This is a genomic window from Pseudomonas pergaminensis, assembly GCF_024112395.2.
Lineage (GTDB): Bacteria > Pseudomonadota > Gammaproteobacteria > Pseudomonadales > Pseudomonadaceae > Aquipseudomonas > Aquipseudomonas pergaminensis.
In genome coordinates this window covers 3,649,792-3,669,343 of sequence record NZ_CP078013.2, presented here as the reverse complement: position 1 = coordinate 3,669,343, position 19,552 = coordinate 3,649,792, and the positions used below count along the sequence as shown (strand labels likewise).

At 62.2% G+C, this 19,552-nt stretch carries 20 protein-coding genes and 1 pseudogene; 13 read left to right on the top strand and 8 right to left on the bottom strand.

Annotated elements, in window-relative coordinates; translation table 11 throughout:
* Positions 1-5 precede the first annotated feature (5 nt).
* The 5 genes from KUA23_RS16560 to dctM all read left to right on the top strand — a co-directional run bounded on the left by KUA23_RS16560 (position 6) and on the right by dctM (position 5,449).
* A complete protein-coding gene (locus KUA23_RS16560) occupies positions 6-1,199 on the top strand; it encodes a CaiB/BaiF CoA transferase family protein (RefSeq protein WP_252992442.1) in 1,194 nt (397 codons plus the stop codon).
* Positions 1,200-1,322: 123 nt separating this feature from the next.
* Positions 1,323-2,138 carry an HpcH/HpaI aldolase/citrate lyase family protein gene (locus KUA23_RS16555; protein WP_099492257.1) on the top strand — a complete coding sequence of 272 codons (816 nt, stop codon included), beginning with the start codon at positions 1,323-1,325 and terminating at the stop codon, positions 2,136-2,138.
* A 239-nt stretch (positions 2,139-2,377) separates the two neighbouring features.
* Entirely contained in the window at positions 2,378-3,361 is a 984-nt protein-coding gene (locus KUA23_RS16550; protein ID WP_078048720.1) for a TRAP transporter substrate-binding protein, read from the top strand.
* Between the two features lie 175 nt (positions 3,362-3,536).
* Entirely contained in the window at positions 3,537-4,169 is a 633-nt protein-coding gene (locus KUA23_RS16545; RefSeq protein ID WP_078048719.1) for a TRAP transporter small permease, read from the top strand.
* Positions 4,169-5,449, top strand: a complete 1,281-nt coding sequence (dctM, locus tag KUA23_RS16540; RefSeq protein ID WP_058424079.1) for a C4-dicarboxylate TRAP transporter large permease protein DctM — start codon at positions 4,169-4,171, stop codon at positions 5,447-5,449. The genes KUA23_RS16545 and dctM overlap by 1 nt, the downstream gene beginning before the upstream one ends.
* 67 nt (positions 5,450-5,516) lie before the next feature.
* Here dctM and ampC read toward each other — a convergent pair whose 3' ends face one another.
* Positions 5,517-6,659, bottom strand: coding sequence for a class C beta-lactamase (gene ampC, locus KUA23_RS16535; protein WP_252992441.1), 1,143 nt, complete (start codon positions 6,657-6,659; stop codon positions 5,517-5,519).
* 131 nt (positions 6,660-6,790) lie between these two features.
* Between ampC and KUA23_RS16530 the strand changes: the two genes are divergently transcribed.
* Complete coding sequence (locus KUA23_RS16530; protein ID WP_346356341.1) at positions 6,791-7,666, top strand: LysR family transcriptional regulator; 876 nt, start codon at positions 6,791-6,793, stop codon at positions 7,664-7,666.
* Positions 7,667-8,068: 402 nt separating this feature from the next.
* Here the strand turns inward: KUA23_RS16530 and yghX are convergent, their stop codons facing one another.
* A complete protein-coding gene (gene yghX / locus KUA23_RS16525; protein ID WP_078048715.1) occupies positions 8,069-8,956 on the bottom strand; it encodes a YghX family hydrolase in 888 nt (295 codons plus the stop codon).
* A 44-nt stretch (positions 8,957-9,000) separates the two neighbouring features.
* Positions 9,001-9,495, bottom strand: a complete 495-nt coding sequence (locus KUA23_RS16520; protein ID WP_252992440.1) for a PaaI family thioesterase — start codon at positions 9,493-9,495, stop codon at positions 9,001-9,003.
* A 109-nt stretch (positions 9,496-9,604) separates the two neighbouring features.
* Here KUA23_RS16520 and KUA23_RS16515 point away from each other — a divergent pair, with 109 nt between their 5' ends.
* Positions 9,605-10,171 carry a YceI family protein gene (locus KUA23_RS16515; protein WP_223204456.1) on the top strand — a complete coding sequence of 189 codons (567 nt, stop codon included), beginning with the start codon at positions 9,605-9,607 and terminating at the stop codon, positions 10,169-10,171.
* On the opposite strand, the gene KUA23_RS16510 is transcribed toward KUA23_RS16515, so the two are convergent.
* Positions 10,168-11,058 (bottom strand): DMT family transporter, encoded by an 891-nt coding sequence (locus KUA23_RS16510; RefSeq protein WP_252994291.1) that lies wholly within the window; start codon positions 11,056-11,058, stop codon positions 10,168-10,170. The genes KUA23_RS16515 and KUA23_RS16510 overlap by 4 nt on opposite strands.
* Positions 11,059-11,150: 92 nt before the next feature.
* On the opposite strand from KUA23_RS16510, the gene KUA23_RS16505 reads away from it, so the two are divergent.
* Positions 11,151-12,476: an aminotransferase-like domain-containing protein gene (locus KUA23_RS16505; protein WP_252992439.1), complete on the top strand. Its 1,326-nt coding sequence runs from the start codon at positions 11,151-11,153 to the stop codon at positions 12,474-12,476.
* A gap of 28 nt (positions 12,477-12,504) precedes the next feature.
* Here the strand turns inward: KUA23_RS16505 and KUA23_RS16500 are convergent, their stop codons facing one another.
* Complete coding sequence (locus tag KUA23_RS16500; RefSeq protein ID WP_016979456.1) at positions 12,505-12,936, bottom strand: nuclear transport factor 2 family protein; 432 nt, start codon at positions 12,934-12,936, stop codon at positions 12,505-12,507.
* Positions 12,937-13,183: 247 nt separating this feature from the next.
* Here KUA23_RS16500 and KUA23_RS16495 point away from each other — a divergent pair, with 247 nt between their 5' ends.
* The 3 genes and pseudogenes from KUA23_RS16495 to KUA23_RS16485 form a co-directional block, all read left to right on the top strand.
* Positions 13,184-13,402, top strand: coding sequence for a DUF6434 domain-containing protein (locus KUA23_RS16495; protein WP_078048701.1), 219 nt, complete (start codon positions 13,184-13,186; stop codon positions 13,400-13,402).
* Positions 13,399-13,869, top strand: a complete 471-nt coding sequence (locus tag KUA23_RS16490) for a RidA family protein (RefSeq protein ID WP_078048700.1) — start codon at positions 13,399-13,401, stop codon at positions 13,867-13,869. Before KUA23_RS16495 ends, KUA23_RS16490 begins: the two co-directional genes overlap by 4 nt.
* Positions 13,870-13,905: 36 nt before the next feature.
* Positions 13,906-14,160, top strand: a pseudogene (locus KUA23_RS16485) (CPBP family glutamic-type intramembrane protease); the annotation flags it as partial.
* A gap of 121 nt (positions 14,161-14,281) precedes the next feature.
* On the opposite strand, the gene KUA23_RS16480 reads toward KUA23_RS16485, so the two are convergent.
* Together KUA23_RS16480 and KUA23_RS16475 are read right to left on the bottom strand one after the other, a co-directional pair.
* Positions 14,282-15,991, bottom strand: a complete 1,710-nt coding sequence (locus tag KUA23_RS16480; protein ID WP_252992438.1) for an amidase — start codon at positions 15,989-15,991, stop codon at positions 14,282-14,284.
* A 54-nt stretch (positions 15,992-16,045) separates the two neighbouring features.
* On the bottom strand, positions 16,046-16,834 hold the full coding sequence (locus KUA23_RS16475) for a helix-turn-helix domain-containing protein (protein WP_252992437.1): 789 nt from the start codon (positions 16,832-16,834) through the stop codon (positions 16,046-16,048).
* A gap of 83 nt (positions 16,835-16,917) precedes the next feature.
* Between KUA23_RS16475 and KUA23_RS16470 the strand changes: the two genes are divergently transcribed.
* Entirely contained in the window at positions 16,918-17,223 is a 306-nt protein-coding gene (locus tag KUA23_RS16470) for a DUF2834 domain-containing protein (protein ID WP_252992436.1), read from the top strand.
* A complete protein-coding gene (locus tag KUA23_RS16465; RefSeq protein ID WP_252992435.1) occupies positions 17,216-17,638 on the top strand; it encodes an MAPEG family protein in 423 nt (140 codons plus the stop codon). Before KUA23_RS16470 ends, KUA23_RS16465 begins: the two co-directional genes overlap by 8 nt.
* A gap of 698 nt (positions 17,639-18,336) precedes the next feature.
* Here the strand turns inward: KUA23_RS16465 and KUA23_RS16460 are convergent.
* Positions 18,337-19,503: a GGDEF domain-containing protein gene (locus KUA23_RS16460; RefSeq protein ID WP_078048691.1), complete on the bottom strand. Its 1,167-nt coding sequence runs from the start codon at positions 19,501-19,503 to the stop codon at positions 18,337-18,339.
* Between the last annotated feature and the right edge of the window lie 49 nt (positions 19,504-19,552).

Here is a 19,552-nt window from a genome sequence, read left to right as displayed (position 1 = left end):
CTGTCATGACTCATCAACGACCGTTGGACGGCATCACCGTTGTCAGCCTGGAACACGCGATTGCCGCGCCATTCTGCACCCGTCAGTTGGCGGACCTGGGCGCCCGAGTGATCAAGGTCGAGCGCCCGGGTGCCGGCGACTTTGCCCGTGGCTACGACGAGCGCGTGCGCGGCCTTGCTTCGCATTTCGTGTGGACCAACCGCTCCAAGGAAAGCCTCACGCTTGACCTCAAGCAAGACGCGGCGGGCGATATTCTCGACACCCTGCTGGCGGACGCCGATGTGCTGGTGCAGAACCTGGCGCCGGGTGCCGCGGCCCGCATGGGCCTGTCGTTCGAGGCGTTGCATGCGCGCTTTCCGCGCCTGATCGTTTGCGATATCTCCGGTTACGGCGAAGGCGGGCCCTACGAGAAAAAGAAGGCCTACGACCTGCTGATCCAGAGCGAGGGCGGTTTTCTCTCGGTGACCGGCGGCCCCGGCGAAGACCAGATGGCCAAGGCCGGTTGTTCCATCGCCGACATCTCGGCGGGCATGTACGCCTACAGCGGCATCCTCTCGGCGCTGCTGTTGCGTGGCAAGACGGGCAAGGGCAGCCGCATCGACGTGAGCATGCTGGAAAGCCTGGTGGAGTGGATGGGCTACCCGATGTACTACGCGTTCGACGGCGCCCCCCAGCCACCGCGTGCCGGGGCTGCGCATTCGACGATTTATCCCTATGGGCCGTTTCCCACCGGCGACGGCGGCACGGTGATGCTGGGCCTGCAAAACGAGCGCGAGTGGGCGGCATTCTGCGACAAGGTGCTGCTCACGCCGGCATTGGCGACGGATGAGCGTTTCTCCGCCAACTTCAAACGCTCGGCCAACCGCGAGGTGCTGCGCCAGATCATCGTCGACAGCTTTGCCCAGCTTGACGCCGAAGCGGTGATCCAGCGCCTGGAGGACGCACAGATCGCCAGTGCGCGTGTCAACGATATGCAAGGCGTGTGGGACCACCCGCAACTCAAGGCCCGCGACAGCTGGCGCGAAGTCGATAGCCCGGCGGGGCCGTTGCCGTCACTGCTGCCACCGGCCCGCAATGCCGCCTTTACCCCGCGCATGGACGCCGTGCCCGCGTTGGGGCAGCACAGCCAAGCCATTCTCGACCGTCTCGGCTTCAGCGCCGAAGCCATCGAGAACCTGAAAACCCGCGGCGTTATCTGACCCCGCACCCCGTTGTAGGAACCGGCTTGCCGGCGATGGCGGCCTTGAGCATGCACTGATTTCAAGGGCCTCATCGCTGGCAAGCCAGCTCCTGCATCGGGTGTGACAATAAGGAATTGTGTGATGCCAAACCCTCTTGTGCGCTCTGCGCTGTTTGTGCCCGGTAGCCGACCGGAGCGATTCTCCAAAGCCTTGGCCAGTGGCGCCGACGCAGTGATCGTGGATTTTGAAGACGCGGTTGAAGAACCGCTCAAGCGCCAGGCGCGGGACAACCTTGGGGCGTTCCTGACGGCCAACCCCAGCGCCCAGGTGTGGGTGCGCATCAATGCGCCGGAGCATGCCGAGCATTTCGCGGATGTGGCGTTCTGCAAAGCCCACTCGAACGTAGCGGGGGTATTGCTGCCCAAGGTCGAGAGCGCGGCCCAGGTCGCGTTGGTGGCGGCTAGTGGCAAAGTGATCTGGCCGATCATCGAGAGCGCGCGCGGCTTGTTGGCCGTGGCCGAAATCGCCCAGGCGCCGCAGGTGCAGCGCCTGTCGTTCGGTGGGCTGGACCTGGCGCTGGACCTGAACCTGAGCAGCAACTCCCCGGCCGCCCAGTTCGCCCTGGACCAGGCACGCCTGGCGCTGATCGTGCATTCCCGCGCGGCGGGCCTGGTCGCACCCTTGGACGGCGTACACCCGGCCATCGACGACCCCGAGGGCCTGCGCCGTTCGATCCGGCATGCCTATGAAATGGGCTTTGCGGGGGCCCTGTGTATCCATCCCAAGCAGGTGGCGGTGATCCATGAAGCGCTGGCACCGAGCGCTGCGGACCTGGCCTGGGCCCAACGCGTGGTAGACGCCGGCGCCCATGGGGCAGGGGCCTACCAGATCGATGGGCAGATGGTGGATGCGCCGGTGTTGCTGCGCGCACAGCGGCTGTTGGCCGCCTCTATCTAGCTGGAGAAACCGAATAAAGAATGTGGGAGCGGGCTTGCTCGCGAATGCGGTCTATCAGGTACCTATAAATTGACTGACGCTCCGCATTCGCGAGCAAGCCCGCTCCCACATTGGATCGCTGTTGTAGCTCAGATTGGCGTTCGTCCAGACCGAACGCAGGTATCAAAAAATCGAAATTCACTACACGCGCGACATCAGGCACCTTGCCCTACAACACAACAATAAGAAGGTGATTTTCCATGCTCAAGTTTTCACGGGCGCTGCTGTGCGCCGCCACCTTATTTGCCGCAGGCCTGGCCCAGGCGGCGGACCCGATTGTCATCAAGTTCGCCCACGTCGTCGCCGAAAACACCCCCAAGGGCCAGGGCGCGCTGCTGTTCAAAAAGCTCGCCGAGGAACGCCTGCCGGGCAAGGTCAAGGTCGAGGTGTACCCGAACTCGTCGCTGTTCGGCGACGGCAAGGAAATGGAAGCGCTGCTGCTGGGCGATGTGCAGATGCTGGCACCGTCCCTGGCCAAGTTCGAGCAATACACCAAGCAAGTGCAGATCTATGACCTGCCGTTCCTGTTCAACGACCTGGCCGCCGTCGACCGCTTCCAGGCCGCCCAGGGCAAAGACCTGCTGACGTCGATGCAGGACAAGAACATCCTTGGCCTGGCCTATTGGCACAACGGCCTCAAGCAACTCTCGTCGAACAAGGCACTGCATGAACCCAAGGACGCCCGTGGCCTGAAGTTCCGCGTGCAGGCTTCCAGCGTGCTCGAAGAGCAGTTCAAGGCGATCCGTGCCAACCCACGCAAGATGAGCTTTGCCGAGGTCTACCAAGGCCTGCAGACCGGCACCGTCAACGGCACCGAGAACACCTGGTCGAACTATGAAAGCCAGAAGGTCAACGAGGTGCAGAAGTACTTCACCGAGTCCAACCATGGCCTGATCGACTACATGGTGATCACTAACGCCAAGTTCTGGAACGGCCTGCCACCGGATATCCGCACCACCCTGGACCAGATCATGGTCGAGGTCACCGTCGAGGTGAACAAACAGGCCGAGGCGCTGAACCAGTCGGCCAAGCAGAAGATCGTCGACGCCAAGACCAGCGAAATCATCGAACTGACCCCGGAGCAACGCCAGCTGTGGCGCGAAGCCATGCGCCCGGTGTGGCAGAAGTTCGAGGGCGAAATCGGCGCTGACCTGATCAAGGCGGCAGACGCCTCCAACCAGTAATTGATTGCTGAAACAAACCCGACGCCTGTGGGAGCGGGCTTGCCCGCGATGGCACCACCTCGGTGTTCCTGAAAGACCGAGTTGCCCGCATCGCAGGCAAGCCAGCTCCCACATTGATCCGGTTTCGTCAGTGACTTGTTGTGAATACCCCCGTCCAGTTTCGCGAGGTTTTGCCATGCAAACGCTAAGGCGCGTCTGGGAGCACCTGGAGGAAGGTTTTATCGCCTTCCTGCTGGCCGCCATGACCCTGGTGACATTCGTCTACGTCATGCTCAACAACATCTACACGCTGTTCTTTGCCCTGGCCGACAAGTGGGCCTTCAGCAGCAACTTCTTCAATGCCCTGGGCGATCACACCATGACCTGGGCCCAGGACATGACCTGGAGCGTGGCGCTGACCAAGGCCATGTTCGGTTGGCTGATTTTCTTCGGTATTTCCTACGGTGTGCGCACCGCCGGCCACCTTGGCGTGGACGCACTGGTCAAGCTGACCAAGCGCCCGGTGCAGCGCGTGCTCGGCATGCTCGCGTGCCTGTGCTGCCTGGCCTACGCCGGGCTGTTCATGGTCGCCAGCTACAAGTGGGTGAGTGCGGTGATGGGCGCGCATATCGGCGCCGAAGACCTCGATCAGTACGGCGTTGATGTGGGCGATATCGTGATCATCGTGCCCATCGGTTTCGCCATGGTGTTTATCCGCTACCTGGAAATTTTCTACCGCATCTTTACCCACCGTCAGGTCGGGTTGGGGCTGGCCGACGAGGCCGGTGAGGCCAGCAAGTTGGCCGGCAGCCATGAGGAGCGTCACTGATGGCCGTGCTCTGTCTGTTTTTGCTGTTATTCGTGTTTATGTTCCTGGGCGTGCCCATCGCGATTTCCCTGGGCCTGTCCGGCGCGGTGTCGATCCTGATGTTCAGCCAGGACTCGGTGAGCTCCCTGGCGATCAAGCTGTTCGAGACCTCTGACGCCTACACCTTTTTGGCGATTCCGTTTTTCCTGCTGTCCGGCGCGTTCATGACCACCGGTGGCGTGGCGCAACGCCTGATCGACTTCGCCAACGCCTGTGTCGGGCATATTCGCGGTGGCCTGGCGATTGCGGCGGTGCTGGCGTGCATGCTGTTTGCGGCATTGTCGGGGTCGTCACCGGCGACGGTGGCGGCGGTGGGCTCGATTGCCGTGGCGGGCATGGTGCGTTCCGGTTACCCGAAAGAGTTCGGCGCCGGAATCATCTGTAACGCGGGTACGCTGGGCATCCTGATTCCGCCGTCGATTGTGATGGTGGTGTACTCGGCCGCGACGGAAACGTCGGTGGGCAAGCTGTTCATGGCCGGCGTGATTCCGGGCTTGCTGCTGGGGCTGATGTTGATGATCGCGATCTACATCGTCGCGCGCATCAAGAAGCTGCCGGCCCAGCCACGGGCGACCTTTCGCGAGTGGCTGACCTGCGCACGCCGCGCCTTCTGGGGCCTGTTATTGCTGGTGATCATCCTCGGCGGCATCTACAGCGGCATGTTCACCCCGACCGAAGCGGCAGCGGTGGCGGCGGTGTACTCGGCGTTTGTCGCGCTGTTCGTCTACAAGGACATGAAGCTGCGCGATTGCCCCAAGGTGCTGCTGGAGTCCGGGCGCCTGGCGATCATGCTGATGTTTATCATCGCCAACGCCATGCTCTTTGCCCATGTGCTGACCACCGAGCAGATCCCCCAGGAAATCACCGCGTGGGTGATCTCTGAAGGGCTGACGCCGATTGGTTTCCTGATCATGGTCAACGTGGTGCTGCTGGTGGCGGGGAGCTTCATGGAACCGTCCGCCATCGTGTTGATCCTGGCGCCGATCTTCTTCCCGATTGCGATGAAACTGGGCATCGATCCGATTCACCTGGGGATCGTGATGGTCGTGAACATGGAGATCGGCCTGGTGCATCCGCCAGTAGGATTGAACCTGTTCGTGACCTCGGCGGTGACCGGGTTGACGCTGGGGCAGACCATTCGGGCGGCGCTGCCGTGGCTGATGATTCTGTTGGTGTTCCTGATCATGGTCACCTACCTGCCGTTTATCTCTCTGGCGCTGCCGCACTGGCTCGGCATGTAGTTGCAACCCCGCAACACCCTGTGGGAGCCGGGCAAACCCGGCTCCCACATTTGATCTGTGCCTGTGCTTAGTGGTCCAACGCACTCAAGATCGCATGGGCCACTTTCACTCGTTCCGCGTTCGGGTAGTTCTTGTTGGCTAGAATCACCACGCCGATATCCTTGCTTGGCACGTACGCCACGTAGGCACCAAAGCCACGGGTCGAGCCGGTTTTGTTGTACAGCACGTTTGCCGGTTGCACCTGGGCTGGACTCAGCCACTTCACCTTGTGCGGCTCCATTGCCATTGGCGTGGAGTCGCCCTCTATCAGCGCTTGCAGCTTGATCGGGTAAGGGTAGTACTCCCAGCCCAGGCCCTGGGTCATACCGTTGACCTTGTAGTAACCGGTGTGTGTGGTAGCGATGGCCTGTTGCAGCGGCTTCTCCAGGGTTTGTGGGTGCATGTTCACTATCACGTAGTGCGCCAGGTCCTGAGTACTGGTCTTGATGCCGTAGGCCTCACTGTCCAGCGCGCCAGGGCCGACGCGGACAGGTTTGTGGTCCTTGTCATAGCCTTGGGCGTAGGCGCCGGCTTTGTCGGCAGGCACGCTGACGTAGGTGTTGTTCAGGCCCAACTTGGGCAGCAGGGTTTTTTCCATGGCCTTGTCGAACGGCTGGCCCAGGCTTTGTGCGCTGAGGTAGCCGAACAGACCAATGCTCGGGTTGGAGTAAAGACGCTGCTCACCCGGAGCGTAGGTGGGTTTCCAATGCTGAAAATAGCCGAGCATGGTGTTGGCACTGTCAGCGGCGTCCGGGAACTGCAATGGCAGGCCGCCGGGGGTGTAGGTGGCGAGTTGCAGCAGGCTGATGCGGTCAAAGGCGCTGCCCTTGAGTGCTGCAAGATGCTGGCTGGCCTTGTCCGAAAGCTTCAGCTTGTTATTGGCCTCGGCGTAGCCGCCCAGGGTGGCGGTAAAGGTTTTGCTGACCGAGCCGATCTCGAACAATGTGTCTTGGGTAACGGGTTGCTGGTTGTCCTTGTTGGCGATTCCGTAGTTAAAGTATTGCACCTTGCCTTTGTCTACGACGGCCACTGACAGGCCGGCGATGCCTTGCTGCTGCATCAGGGGCTCGACGCTACTGTCCACGACCTTGCGCAGGTCGGTGGCGGCCGTGCAGGTTCCGGAGCCGATAAAAAGGGCTGAAAACAGGAAATTTCGTACGCTGGTGTTCATGGTGACTCGCTTCCATGTAGAGGGTGCACTGACGATTTGAGCCTGCGCAGGCGTCGCAAATCTAGTGGGATTCACCGCCCTCGACAAACGATGATATCTTGCAGCTGCCATTAGAAAATCTAGGGTAGAGCATGCTGCGTTCACATTTGCCCCTCAATGCCCTGCGCGCATTCGAGGCTTCCGCCCGCCACCTGAGCTTTACCCGGGCGGCCATCGAGTTGTGCGTGACCCAGGCGGCGGTCAGCCACCAGGTGAAAAGCCTGGAGGCGCAACTTAATCTCACATTATTCAAGCGCCTGCCACGGGGCCTTATGCTGACGCGCGAAGGGGAAACCTTATTGCCGGTGTTGCGTGAGTCCTTCGACCGCATCGCCCATACGCTCGGCCAGTTTGAGGGGGGGCACTACCGCGAGGTCCTCACCGTGGGGGCGGTCGGCACCTTCGCGGTCGGCTGGTTGCTGCCGCGTCTGGCGGACTTCCAACGCCGTTATCCCTTTATCGACCTGCGCCTTTCCACCCACAACAACCGCGTCGACGTTGCCGCCGAGGGCCTGGACTATGCGATCCGCTTTGGCGCAGGTGCCTGGCACGGCACGGACGCCTGCGAACTGCTGGAGGCGCCGCTGACGGTGCTCTGCGTGCCACAACTCGCCGAGCAACTGCAGGCACCCGCCGACCTGTTGAAGCACACCTTGTTGCGCTCCTACCGCGCCGATGAGTGGAGCCTGTGGTTCCAGGCCGCCGGGTTGCCCGCCGATACCCTGGTGCCACGCAGCATCGTGTTCGATTCTTCGTTGGCGATGATGGAGGCAGCCTTGCAAGGCATGGGCGTAGCGTTGGCACCGGCGATGATGTTCTCGCGGCAACTGGAGAGCGACGTCATCCGCCAACCGTTCGATGTCGGCATTACCACCGGCAGCTACTGGCTGACCCGCCTGCAATCGCGGGCTGAGACCTCGGCGATGTTGGCATTCAAGGGCTGGTTGCGCGACACCGTCAATGCCTAGGCACCGGATAGGGCGGGTCGCAGAGGATTTTTTCATAGGTGCCCGGAAGCGGTGTAAGCAGCTCATATCGCTGTTCATCATATTGCACGCACAGCCAGAACTGACCGTAGGCGTCTAAATGGTCCACCTTCCATACCAGGTGACTCTCGACAAAAAACCGATAGAGATCTTGCTCCTTCGGGCACAACGGTATGACGGGCAAACGGGTGATTTTAATTCCGAAGTCAAGCCATGTAACAGACTCACCCAGCCTTTGGCAGGTTTCACAGGGCATTTTCAAGCGCTCCTTTTATAAAAACGTGGAGCATGAAGGCACTGGCTGGATGAGCAAGCAGACATTTGCGAAATGCATGTACGACCGAGCCGGTTGTGATCCAGTACCCGACCGGGCCGCACTCTGCCCTAGACGAGGTATTTGCGGAACCATCCCAGCGTCCTCTCCCACGCCAGATTCGCCGCCGCTTCGTCATAACGCGGCGTCGAATCATTATGGAAGCCGTGGTTGGCGCCCTTGTAGATATACGCTTCATAGGGAGTGCCGGCTGCCTTCAACGCTTTCTCGTAAGCCGGCCAGCCTTCATTGATCCGCGTGTCCAACTCACCGTAGTGCAGCATGATCGGCGCCTTGATTCGCGCCACATCCTTGGCCTCTGGCTGGCGCCCATAGAACGACACCGCTGCGCCCAGTTCCGGGTATGCCACGGCGGCCGCATTGGTCACGCCACCGCCGTAGCAGAAGCCGGTGATGCCGACTTTGCCGGTGCTGCTGTCGTGGTGCATCAGCCATTCGATGGCGGCGAAGAAGTCGTTCATCAGCTTGGTCGGGTCGACCTTCTGCTGCAGTTCCACGCCTTTTTCATCGTTGCCGGGGTAGCCGCCGACCGAGGTCAGGCCGTCGGGCGCCAGGGCGATGAAGCCGGCCTTGGCCAGGCGTCGGGCGACGTCTTCGATATAAGGGTTGAGGCCGCGGTTTTCGTGAACCACCACCACTGCGGGCAATTTGCCTGTGGCCTTGGCCGGGCGCACGAGATAGCCGCGCACGGTGCCGTTGCCTGTGGGCGAGGGGTAGGTGATGTAGTCGGCGACGATGTCCGGGTCGGTGAATTTCACCTGTTCGGCCAGCGCGTAGTTGGGGCTCAGCGCCGCCAGCAGGGCGGAGGCGGTGAGGCCACCAAAGGTGAACAGCGCCGCGCGGTCGAGAAATTCGCGGCGGTTGATCTTGCCGTGGGCGTAGCCGTCATAGAGTTCCAGCAGTTCGGGGGCAAAGTCTTTCGCGGTCAGACGAGTCATCGGTGCAGTCCTCGATTAGCGGTGGCAGTCAATGTAGACCAGGATCAGCCCTCACGGCCATGGGCGGCGGCGGCCAGTTGGCCGGTGTCGACACGCACGAAGATCGAATCACCCACTGCGGTGAGCACGTCACCGGCGTGTACCTCGCAGATCACGCGGGTCTTGCGCCCCACATCGCCCTCGACCCGTGCGCGCAGGGTGAGGGTGACGCCCATGGGCGTCGGCTTGATGAATTTGATGCCCAGGTTGCCGGTGACGCAGTCGATGCGCGGCAGGCTGCCGGGTTCGCGCTGTTCGGCGCGGTAGTGGTAGGCCATGGCGGTCCAGTTGGAATGGCAGTCCACCAACATGGCGATCAGGCCGCCGTAGACCAGGTCGGGCCAGCCGCTGTATTGGGCTTCGGGCAGGTGCTCGGCGACGAGGTGGATGCCGTCCGCGTCCCAACGGCTCTTGATATGCAAGCCGTGGGGGTTGCTGCCGCCGCAGCCGTAGCAAATGCCTTCCGGCGCGGTAATATCCTGGAGTGAAGGGGCGTGCATGCAGAGTCCTTATAGGTGCGTGTGCGACTACTCTGTTTAGCAGGACAGGCGCCGGATGGGAATAAATCCCTGGTGTCGCCCTGTGTCCTTACCTCTAGCGGAGCGCTGCATGAAACGACGAATGTCCCCGGTCGCGGTACTGGCCTTGATCCTTGCCTATGGCGCCAGCGCACAAGCGGTGGAGTACAAGGACGTCAACCGCACCGCCAGCCAGATCAGCTTTACCTACCAGCAATTGGGGCAGCGCGTATACGGCACCTTCAGCGACTTCGAGGGCACCTTGAACTTCGACACGCAGCAGCCGGAAGCCGGGCATGCGTTGCTCAAGATCCAGCTTGCCAGCATCGACGCCGGCAGCCCGGACGCCAACGACGAACTGCAGCGCGCGTCCTGGTTCGATACCGCGACCTACCCGGTGGGCGTGTACGAATCCACCGGCGTCAAGGCCCTGGGGGACAACCGCTACATGATCAGCGGCCACCTGACCATCAAGGGCACCACGCGCCCGGTGGACGTTGACGTGGTGCTCAAGGAACAGGGCGGCATTGGTGTGTTCGACGGTGAGTTCATCCTCAAGCGCGGCGATTTCAAGATAGGCGAGGGCGAGTGGGCCGGCAACAGCGTGGTGTCCAATGACATCAACATCAAGTTCAAGATGGTCGCTCCGCAGCGTTAACGGGCGAACTTCTTTGCGCCGGCCACGCAGCCGATCACCGCGACCGTCACCAGCACCATGCCCAGGCTGACCTGCTCATGCAGCAGGCCTGCCGCCAGCGCCAGGCCGAAAAACGGTTGCAGCAACTGCAACTGGCCGACGGCGGCGATGCCACCCTGGGCCAGGCCGCGGTACCAGAACACGAAGCCGATGAGCATGCTGAACAGCGACACATAGCCTAGGCTCAGCCAGGCTGGCAGGCTGATGCCGGTGAAGGTTCTCGGCGCCAGCACCAGGCTCAAGGGCAGCACCACGGGAAGCGACACCACCAGCGCCCAACAGATCACCTGCCAGCCGCCGAGGCTGCGCGACAGCTTGGCGCCTTCGGCATAACCCAGGCCGCAGGCCAATACCGCCAGCAGCATCAGCACGTCGCCGGCCGGCGCGGCGCTCAGGCCCTGGGCGAAGGCATAACCCATCACCAGCGCGCTGCCGAGCACCGAGAACAGCCAGAACACCGGGCGCGGGCGTTCGCCGCCGCGCAGCACGCCAAAGACCGCAGTGGCCAGTGGCAGCAAGCCGATAAACACAATGGAGTGGGCCGAGGTCACGTATTGCAGCGCCAGGGCGGTGAGCAGCGGGAAGCCGATCACCACGCCAAGGGCGACGACCGCCAGCGACATCCACTGAGGGCGTGCGGGGCGTTTCTCCTTGAACAGCCACAGCAGCACTCCCCCCAAAACGGCCGCGATGGCGGCGCGGATCATGGTCAGGAACACCGGGTCGAATTCCATCACCGCCAGGCGCGTGGCCGGCAATGAGCCGCTGAAAATCACCACGCCGATAAAGCCGTTGATCCAGCCTTGGGTGCCAGTGTCCAGGGTGTTGAGGCGAGAGGTACGTTCCATGAGGGTGTGCCCGAAGAAAGAGGGGGGTTGCATGCGAGCCATCCTAGGGGCGAGCATTAAGACAATCAAAAAATTGTCATGGATACATCCCTATGCCCCGCGCCCGCTATAAATCCCTGGTCGACCGGTTCGCCGCAGACATCCGCAGCGGAAAGATGCCGCCCGGTACGCGCCTGCCGACTCACCGCCAGTTGGCTGCCGAACAGGGTCTGGCGCTGGTCACTGCCAGTCGGGTCTATACCGAGTTGGAGGCCATGGGGCTGGTCAGTGGTGAGACCGGGCGTGGCACCTTTGTGCGCGAAATCTCGCTGCCACCGGGGCAGGGCAGTGGGCAGATGACGGTGGCTGCGGGGATGCTCGACCTCAACTTCAATTACCCCTCGTTGCCGGGCCAGGCAGACCTGTTGCGCACGGCGTTGCGCCAGTTAGCGTTATCCGGCGACCTCGAAGCCCTGCTGCGTTACCAGCCCCATGCCGGGCGCCAGCATGAGCGTGCTGCATTCGCACGGCATTTGCTCAGCCGAGGATTGAGCGTGGAGGCCGACCAGGTGCTGCTGGTCAGCGGCGCCCAACACGGCTTGGCGGTCACTCTGATGGCGTTGCTCAAGCCCGGGGATGTGATCGCGGTGGATGCGCTGACCTACTCGGGCTTCAAGGTACTGGCCGAAACCCTGCACCTGGAAATTGTCGCGATCCCGGTGACGCCGACCGGCCCGGACCTGGAAGCCTTGCAAAACCTTTGTCGCAAGCGCCCGGTGCGCGCCGTATACAGCATGCCGACCCTGCACAATCCCCTCGGTTGGGTGATGGATCTGACCCAACGCGAACGGCTGGTGTCCATCGCCCGTCAGCACAATCTGGTGATCATTGAAGACGCGGCTTACGCGTTCCTCGTTGAAGACCCACCGCCCCCGGTGGCGACGCTGGCGCCGGAGCGCACGGTGTATGTGGGTGGGCTGTCAAAAAGCGTGGCGACGGGCCTACGCGTGGGGTTTGTCGCGGCGCCGATGGAATCGGTAAAGACGCTGGAGCGGACCATCATGGCCACCACCTGGAATGTACCCGGCGTGATGAGCGCCATGGCGGTGGCATGGCTGGAGGATGGCACCGTGGCACAGCTTGAGGCGCAAAAGCGCGAGGACGCCCAGGCACGCCAGGCTTTGGCCGCTCAGGTGTTCAAAGGGCTGACCACCATCAGCCATCCCTCGTCGTATTTTCTATGGCTGCCGTTGGCGGAAGACGCCCGGGCCGATCAGGTCGCCATGACCTTGCAGCGCGACAATATTTCAGTGTCCACCGCCGAGCCGTTTGCCGTCTCGGGACATGTCCCGCATGCGTTGCGGTTGGCCTTGGGTTCGGTGACCATGCCGGCGCTGCATGAGGCATTGGTGAAAGTGCGCAAGGTGGTGGCGTGGTGAGCCGGTTTCAGCGGCTCACCGCTGGGCATCAGTACTTGTAAGCCTGACGCCCGATCAGCAGCCATTTGCCTTTCTGCTTCTGCCACACCTGGAAGTTGTCGATATCCGTCGGCACTTCGACACCGCTGTTCACCGCCAGGGCGTGGAAGTGGTTGCGCACCAGTGCGGTGTCGCCTTGCAGGGTGATGGTCTGGTTTTGCATTTCCAGGGTCTTGAACGCGCTGGTGTGGGTTTCCAGGTCAGCGATGAATTGATCTTTGTTCTGCACCTTGCCGCTGGAGTGGCCGTAGGTGAGCTTGTCGGCGGTCAGCGCGTGAAGCTGCTTGAGGTCCAGGTGAAGCATGGCTTGGGTCAGTTGGTCGACCGCTTGGGCCACATCCTTTTCGGCAGGGGCAGGCGCGGCTGCGACATAACCGGTGAACAGGCACAGAAAACCGATCAGCACTTTGACGTTTTGCATGGGTGTTTCCTTATTGTTGTTGGGGGCTGGCACGACAGCTTAAGTCGTCGTACAACCATGCAATATTTCGAGTGGGGAAGGAAAGTGAAATTTCGAAATATGTTGAAAAGATTAGGCTTTAAGGCGTTATAAAGCACACGAAAACTTATACGATGTCTCAACACGTCGATCTAATCATGCCTCGCTTCCTGTGCAAGTAGCACATCGCTATGCTACTGCCGAAACCTGACACTGCCCGAGAGACAAAATGGATTTTGACTGGCACAGCGACACGCTCACCCGCGCCACTCCGGTAACCCCACACTACAAAAACACTCAAAACGTCCGCCGCTTCATGCGTGAACACTGCGGCCCAGGGTTCAAATTCGACCGGCCGTTCATGGCCTGGATCCGCAACGAGGTGCCCAAGACCCTGGGCGACGTGGTGGACGAGTGGCAACGCCGAAACGAGGATTCACGCCCATGACACCCGACGAAAAATACCAGGCCGCCCAGCAACGTCTCGGCTATCAGCTGGATGAATTCAAAGTCGGTGGCAACTACACGCCACTGGTCCGGGACGCCAACCACCTGTACATCAGCGGCCAGATTCCCCGGGTCGGCGATGCCATCGTGCTGCCGGGCAAGGTCGGAGACACCTTGACCTTGGCCCAGGCGCAAATCGCCGCCGGGATCAGTGCATTGCGCTGCCTGGGTTTGCTCAAGCAGGCCTTGGGTTCGCTGGACCAGGTCAAGGCAATCCTGCGCATCACCGTGTATGTGCGCAGTGCCGAGGATTTTGACCAGCAGAGTGAAGTGGCCAACGGCGCGTCGGACTTGCTGCACGAAATTCTCGGCGCTGCCGGAGTGCATACGCGCACCTCGATTGGCGTGATGCAGTTGCCGAAATCGGCGGCGGTGGAGATCGATATGATTGCGGTGGCGCACGGTTGAGCCATCGATGATTACTCAAGGCATGGCGGTACTGAGTTTCGCGGGTTCTTGCAGGGCTATCTGGAGCAACATGTCACGCCGTTGCGTGCGGCACTGGGCAGTGGCGTGGCCTTCGCGGCCTGCCATGGGTTCCTGGCCTTGAGTGTGACTCAGCTGGGCTGGCCAGTGTTGCTGTTTACCTTGATCGAAGGGTTGGCGTGCGCGCTGGTGCGCATGCGCTACGGGGTGTTGGCGGCGACATTGACCCATGGCGCGGCAATCCTGTTGATTACCGTGCCCCACATCGCCTGATCTGAAACACAGGCGAAAATGTGGGAGCGGGCTTGCTCGCGAAAGCGGTGGATCAGTCAGCCTATTTGTGGCTGAAGGACCGTATTCGCGAGCAAGCCCGCTCCCACATGTTTGACCGCGTTTAGTCAGCTGTCAGCGGGGGTGTACGCGGTGGAACCAGGCGTTTGCTGCCGGTGGCTTCATAGGCAGAAGCAAAGCGCAGCAATGCCGAATCGTCATACGCCCGTCCGGCAAACGTCAGCCCCACCGGCATGCCGATGTCGGCCATCACGCCCATCGGCACGGTGACGGTCGGTACGCCCAGGTGGCGGATGGCGAGGTTGCCGTTGGCGACCCACACGCCGTTGCTCCAGGCGATGTCAGCCGACGCTTCATTCACGTCAGCATCCGCCGGGCCTACGTCAGCCACGGTCGGGAACAGCACGGCGTCGAGACCGAGCGTGTCCATCCAGTCTTCCAGGTCGATGCGGCGGGTCTGTTCCAAACCGCGCAGGCCATCGGGGACCGTGCTGATCTCGTTCCACGGGGTAATGCCGCGTTCGGCCATGCGCACGTATTCGTCCATGCCCGCGGCCAGGTCGTCCTCACGGTTGGGCAGGGTGCCGGGATCGTGGGGGAAGATTTTCGGGCCGTCCACATCCGCCAGGCGGTTGAGGGCCGGGTCATTGTTGGCACGCAGGAAGTCATCAAAGGCCCAGGCCGACAGTTCCCACAGTTCATCGTGCAGGAATTCCTTGGACACCAGTCCACGGGTGAACACGGTGGGTGCGCCAGGGCGGTCGCCTTCGCAGTTGGACACCAGTGGGAAGTCCACGTCGATGACTTCGGCACCGGCCGCAACCAACGCTTGGCGTGCGTCTTCCCACAGGTCGATCACGCTGGCGCGGGTGTTGATCTTCTGCCCGGTCGGGCCGCCAATGCCCGGCTTTTCGCTGGTGCCGGCGTCGGGGTCGGCATTGATGTACATGCGCGGCACGCCAAAGCGCTTGCCGGCGAGGGATTCGGAACTCACGGCCAGTTCAGCGTAGGACGCCGGGCGAACCGAGGCGACGCTCGGGATCGGCACCCAGGGCTGCAGGCGCCACAGGTCGCCACGGGTGTCCGGGTCTTCGGCCACCACCACGTCGAGGATTTCCAGCAGGTCGGCCATGGTGCGGGCGTAAGGCACGACCACGTCCATGGTCGGTGTGAGCGGCCAGTTGCCGCGCACCGAAATTACCCCGCGAGACGGAGTGTAGGCGCACAGGCCATTGTTGGACGCCGGGCCACGGCCGCTCGACCAGGTTTCTTCGGCCAGGCCAAACGCTGCAAAGCTCGCTGCCGTGGCGGTGCCGGCACCGTTGGACGAGCCCGAGGCAAAGGGCGCGGTTAGGTAATCGGCGTTATACGGGCTTTCCGCGCGGCCATACACACCACGCTGCATGCCGCCATTGGCCATCGGCGGCATATTGGTCTTGCCCAGGCAGATGGCGCCACCGGCGCGCAGGCGCTCGATGGTGAACGCATCGCGTTGGGCGACCAGGTTGGCAAATGCCGGGCTGCCGGAGGCGGCGGTCAGGCCCTTGACCAGGTAGCTGTCTTTGGCGGTGTAGGGAATGCCATCCAAGGGCCCCAAGGTTTCGCCTTTGGCCCGACGCGCATCGGACGCCTCGGCTTCCTTCAGGGCTTCGGGGTTGCGCACCACGACGGCGTTCAAGGCGGTGGCGGTCTGCGGGCCGTCATAGGCCTCGATTCGCGCCAGGTAGGCCTGGACCAGTTCAACGGCCGTGGTCTGGCCGCATTCAAGCGCAGCGCGCAACTGGGCAATGGAGACTTCGGTAACTTGCATCACGTTTTTTTCGCCGCCTTCAAGTGGGGGTATGGCGGCAGTCTACGTACAGATATTTCACAAAACCAGCGCCGCATAACTCGCGTAGGCGCCACGCATCACCTGCCAGGTGGCCTCGTCGGCGGGAATCAGATGTTCGATCCGCAGGGAGGTGAGGGTGATGTCCTGGGGCATGCCGAAGGTGGTGAAGGTGGACAGAAAACTCAGCTCGCCATGGCTGGAGCGAATGCGCGTCAGCACCAGCGGCGGCAACTGTTCAGGCGGTTCGGTGCTGGCCGGTGTGGGCAAGCTCGCCAGCAATGTAGCCAAGCCAGGATTGTCCAGCGCCTCACGGGTGGCGCGCTGCCAGGCCAGGGTGCGGATCTCCTCGGCATTGATCAAGTGATCGCCCAGGCCGCCGGGCTGCAGCAGCGTGGTCAGCAGGTTCACGCCGTCGGCGGCATCCGGCGCTATGCCCACCAGTGCGAACAGCACGCCGGTGCTGGCATTCGCCGCTAGCACTTCCCATTGGCTGCCCAACAGGATCGCCGGGGCTGGATTGTTGGTGTGCAATACATGGCTGACCGCTTCGCGGATCGCGGCCATGGCGGGGGAGGCGAGCGGCGTGGCGCTGTAGCGCGGCGCGTATCCAGCGGCGAGGAACACCTGGTTGCAGCGATCTAGCGGTGCTTCGAGCGCTGTCAGCAGGTTATGCAAGGTCCCTGGGCTCGGCTTGGCCCGGCTGGTTTCAATGCAACTGAGGTGACGCTGGGAAACGCCAGTGATCAAGGCCAGGTCGAGCTGGCTCAGCTTGGCGTGCCTGCGCAGTTGGCGCAGGTGTTCGCCGGCGGTAGCAGGGGTGTCCATGGCGGGATCATGACCTCCGAGGTCATTGCGAGGGCCCGAACCCTATCACTAACGTGGGCCTTTATCACCTCAAGGACGCGACCATGAAAAGACCCTATGTTGCCCTGGCTGGTTTGCTCGGGTTTTCGCTGTACACCCTGGCGACGATGCTCACGGCTGAGCAGTCGCTGCTGGCCTTTGGACAGGAACTGCTGTCACGGCCGGACACCGCGCAAGTGGTGATCGACCTGTACCTGATGGCGGTGCTGGCGTGCGTGTGGATGTACCGGGACACGCAGCGTCGCGGTCGGTCGGTGGCGTCAGTGGTGCGGTATTTTTTGCTCACGGCGGTGTTTGTGTCGGTGGGGCCGTTGCTTTATCTGGTGGTGCGGGGTGGCGCAGATGAGTGAGCTTCTGCAGGTCTACGCACTGTGCGTGCTGTTGCTGTGCCTGAAGATGTTTGCGATTTCCTGTTATCAGGGAGGCTTTCGGCTACGGGCGCGGGCGTTTACTAATCGGGAGGATGCCGCGTTCTTCAGCTGCGCCGCGCAGGCAGAGGAACTGCCGCAGGTGGTGAGGGCGGGCAAGGCGTGGGCGAATGACCTGGAGAATATTCCGCTGTTTTTTGTGATGGGCGGGTTGTGTGTGGTGTTGGGCACGCCCAGCGGGGTGACTGCCGGGCTGTTCGGCGGTTTTACCTTGTCGCGCGTGGCGCATACGCTGCTGTATTTGGGCGGATGGCAGCCTTGGCGCACGCTTGCCTATGCGGCTGGTACGGTGTGTCTGTTCGGGTTGGGTGGGTTGGTAGCGGGCGGTTTGCTCTGACGTAATTGTCGGCGCCGGCTGAGGGGTAGGCCTTCAGGGCATAGGTATCTATACAGTTCTGAGTACGGCGCTGGACCTGTGGCGAGGGAGCTTGCTCCCGCCAGCGCTCGTATGGACGACCACAATCTAACTGTCACCCCGCAATCCAAATGTGGGAGCTGGCTTGCCTGCGAAGGCGGCCTGACAGCCGACCTGGATGTTGGATCTGATCGGGTACATATCCGTTATTTAGGTAAAGGCTTCTATTGGTTCCGCCCTTACGGCGGCTCACTTTGGAAAAGCCCCAAAGTAAGCAAAGGGCTCTTGCCCCAACACTCGGCACCTCGCCTAGGCTCGGTGTGCCCGTAATCCGACAGGTATTTGGGGGGCCGCCGCCACGCGCCATCCATGGCGCGGGGCGGCTAAACCGGCATCCCTGCCGGTTTACCCCCCAAATCCCTGTCGAATTCCGGCCAGCGTGTTTGATGGGGCGCCTAAGATCAAAAGCGAGATCAAAAGCCAGATCAAGATCAAGATCAAGATCAAGAGCGGCTCGCTTCGCATCGTGGGTACGCGGTGGGTACGCGGTTTTGTAGGCGCTGGCTTGCTGGCGATGGCGTCGACTCGGTCTGCCTGATGGACCGTCACCAGGAACTATTTGGCGAGCTGTGCGTTGGAGTCGGTGAGGACTGGGCGTGCGTGGCGGTCAGTTACGACCTTTAACCGTAGGAGCTTGAACCCGTGCGGTCGACAAGGCGGATGCTATCCCGCCCACCCCGCTTGGACTCATACAGCGTGGTATCGCCTTGCTCAATCAACGCCGCCAGGCTTGGCGGCGGTTGATCGAACAGGTTGGCGCCGATGCTCAGGGTCACCGGCGCCGGCGTGTTGAAGGTTTGCGAGGCCAGTTGGTGAAACTGGTCGCGCAGGCTGCTGCCCAGTTCGACGATCTGTTCGGTGGAGGCCGGGTTGAGCAGGATCACGAATTCATCCCCGCCCAGGCGTGCCGCCAGCGCGCCGTGGGGCACCACGCCGCGGATCATCTCGCTCAAGGCGATCAGCAAACGGTCGCCGGCGGTATGGCCGTGGAGGTCGTTGACCGATTTGAAGTTGTCGATGTCGATCAGCAGCAGCGCACCCGGTTGCGCCGGCGACACTTGGGCCAGCAGGCGCGGTGCGCGCAGGTCGAGGGCGCGGCGGTTGTACAGCGCGGTCAGTGGGTCGCGGGCGGCAAGGCGGGCGATCTGTTGTTCGCGGCGGTAGCGTTCGGAGCCGGTCATCGACAATGCAATCAGCATGATCGCCATGGCGCCTTCCACCAGGGAGACCTGAATGATCTCGCCCTTGAAGGCGGCGAGGTCGATCAAGGTGCCGGGGACCAGCACCGACAGTGCCTTGGCCACATAGAACGCCCCGTGGATCAGCAGTACATAGCGCAACTGCACCGCGCCGATGCTCAAGGATTTGCCGTGGGGCCGTAGCAGGAAGCTGGCGCGCAAGGTCGGCAATGCCACCAGCAGCGACTGTACGCCCAGCATGGCTTTGGACCACGGCAGATCGGCCGGCAGCGCCAACATGCCCAGCCAGACCACCAACATCAGCAGCCACAGCGGCGACAGGCGCACTTGGGTGAACCGCGCCACGCCGAGCAAAAACAGAAAGTGCGCGGTCACCAGCAAGCCATTGGCGAACCAGATGCCAATCATCAAGAAGCCATTGAGGCGCAGCAGCGCGAGGGTGGAGCCGACGGTGATGGTGGCGAAGCCGGCGCTCCAGTACAGCAGCGAAGGTTCGCGCACACTGCGCCATTCAACGGCCAGATACAGGGCGGCAGCGGCTGCCAGGGCAACGGTGAGTGCCAAAATCGTAGGAGGGTCGAGCGTCATTTCTTGCCGGGTCTGCCTGGTGTGCGTTTAGAACCGGGATTGTAAGCGC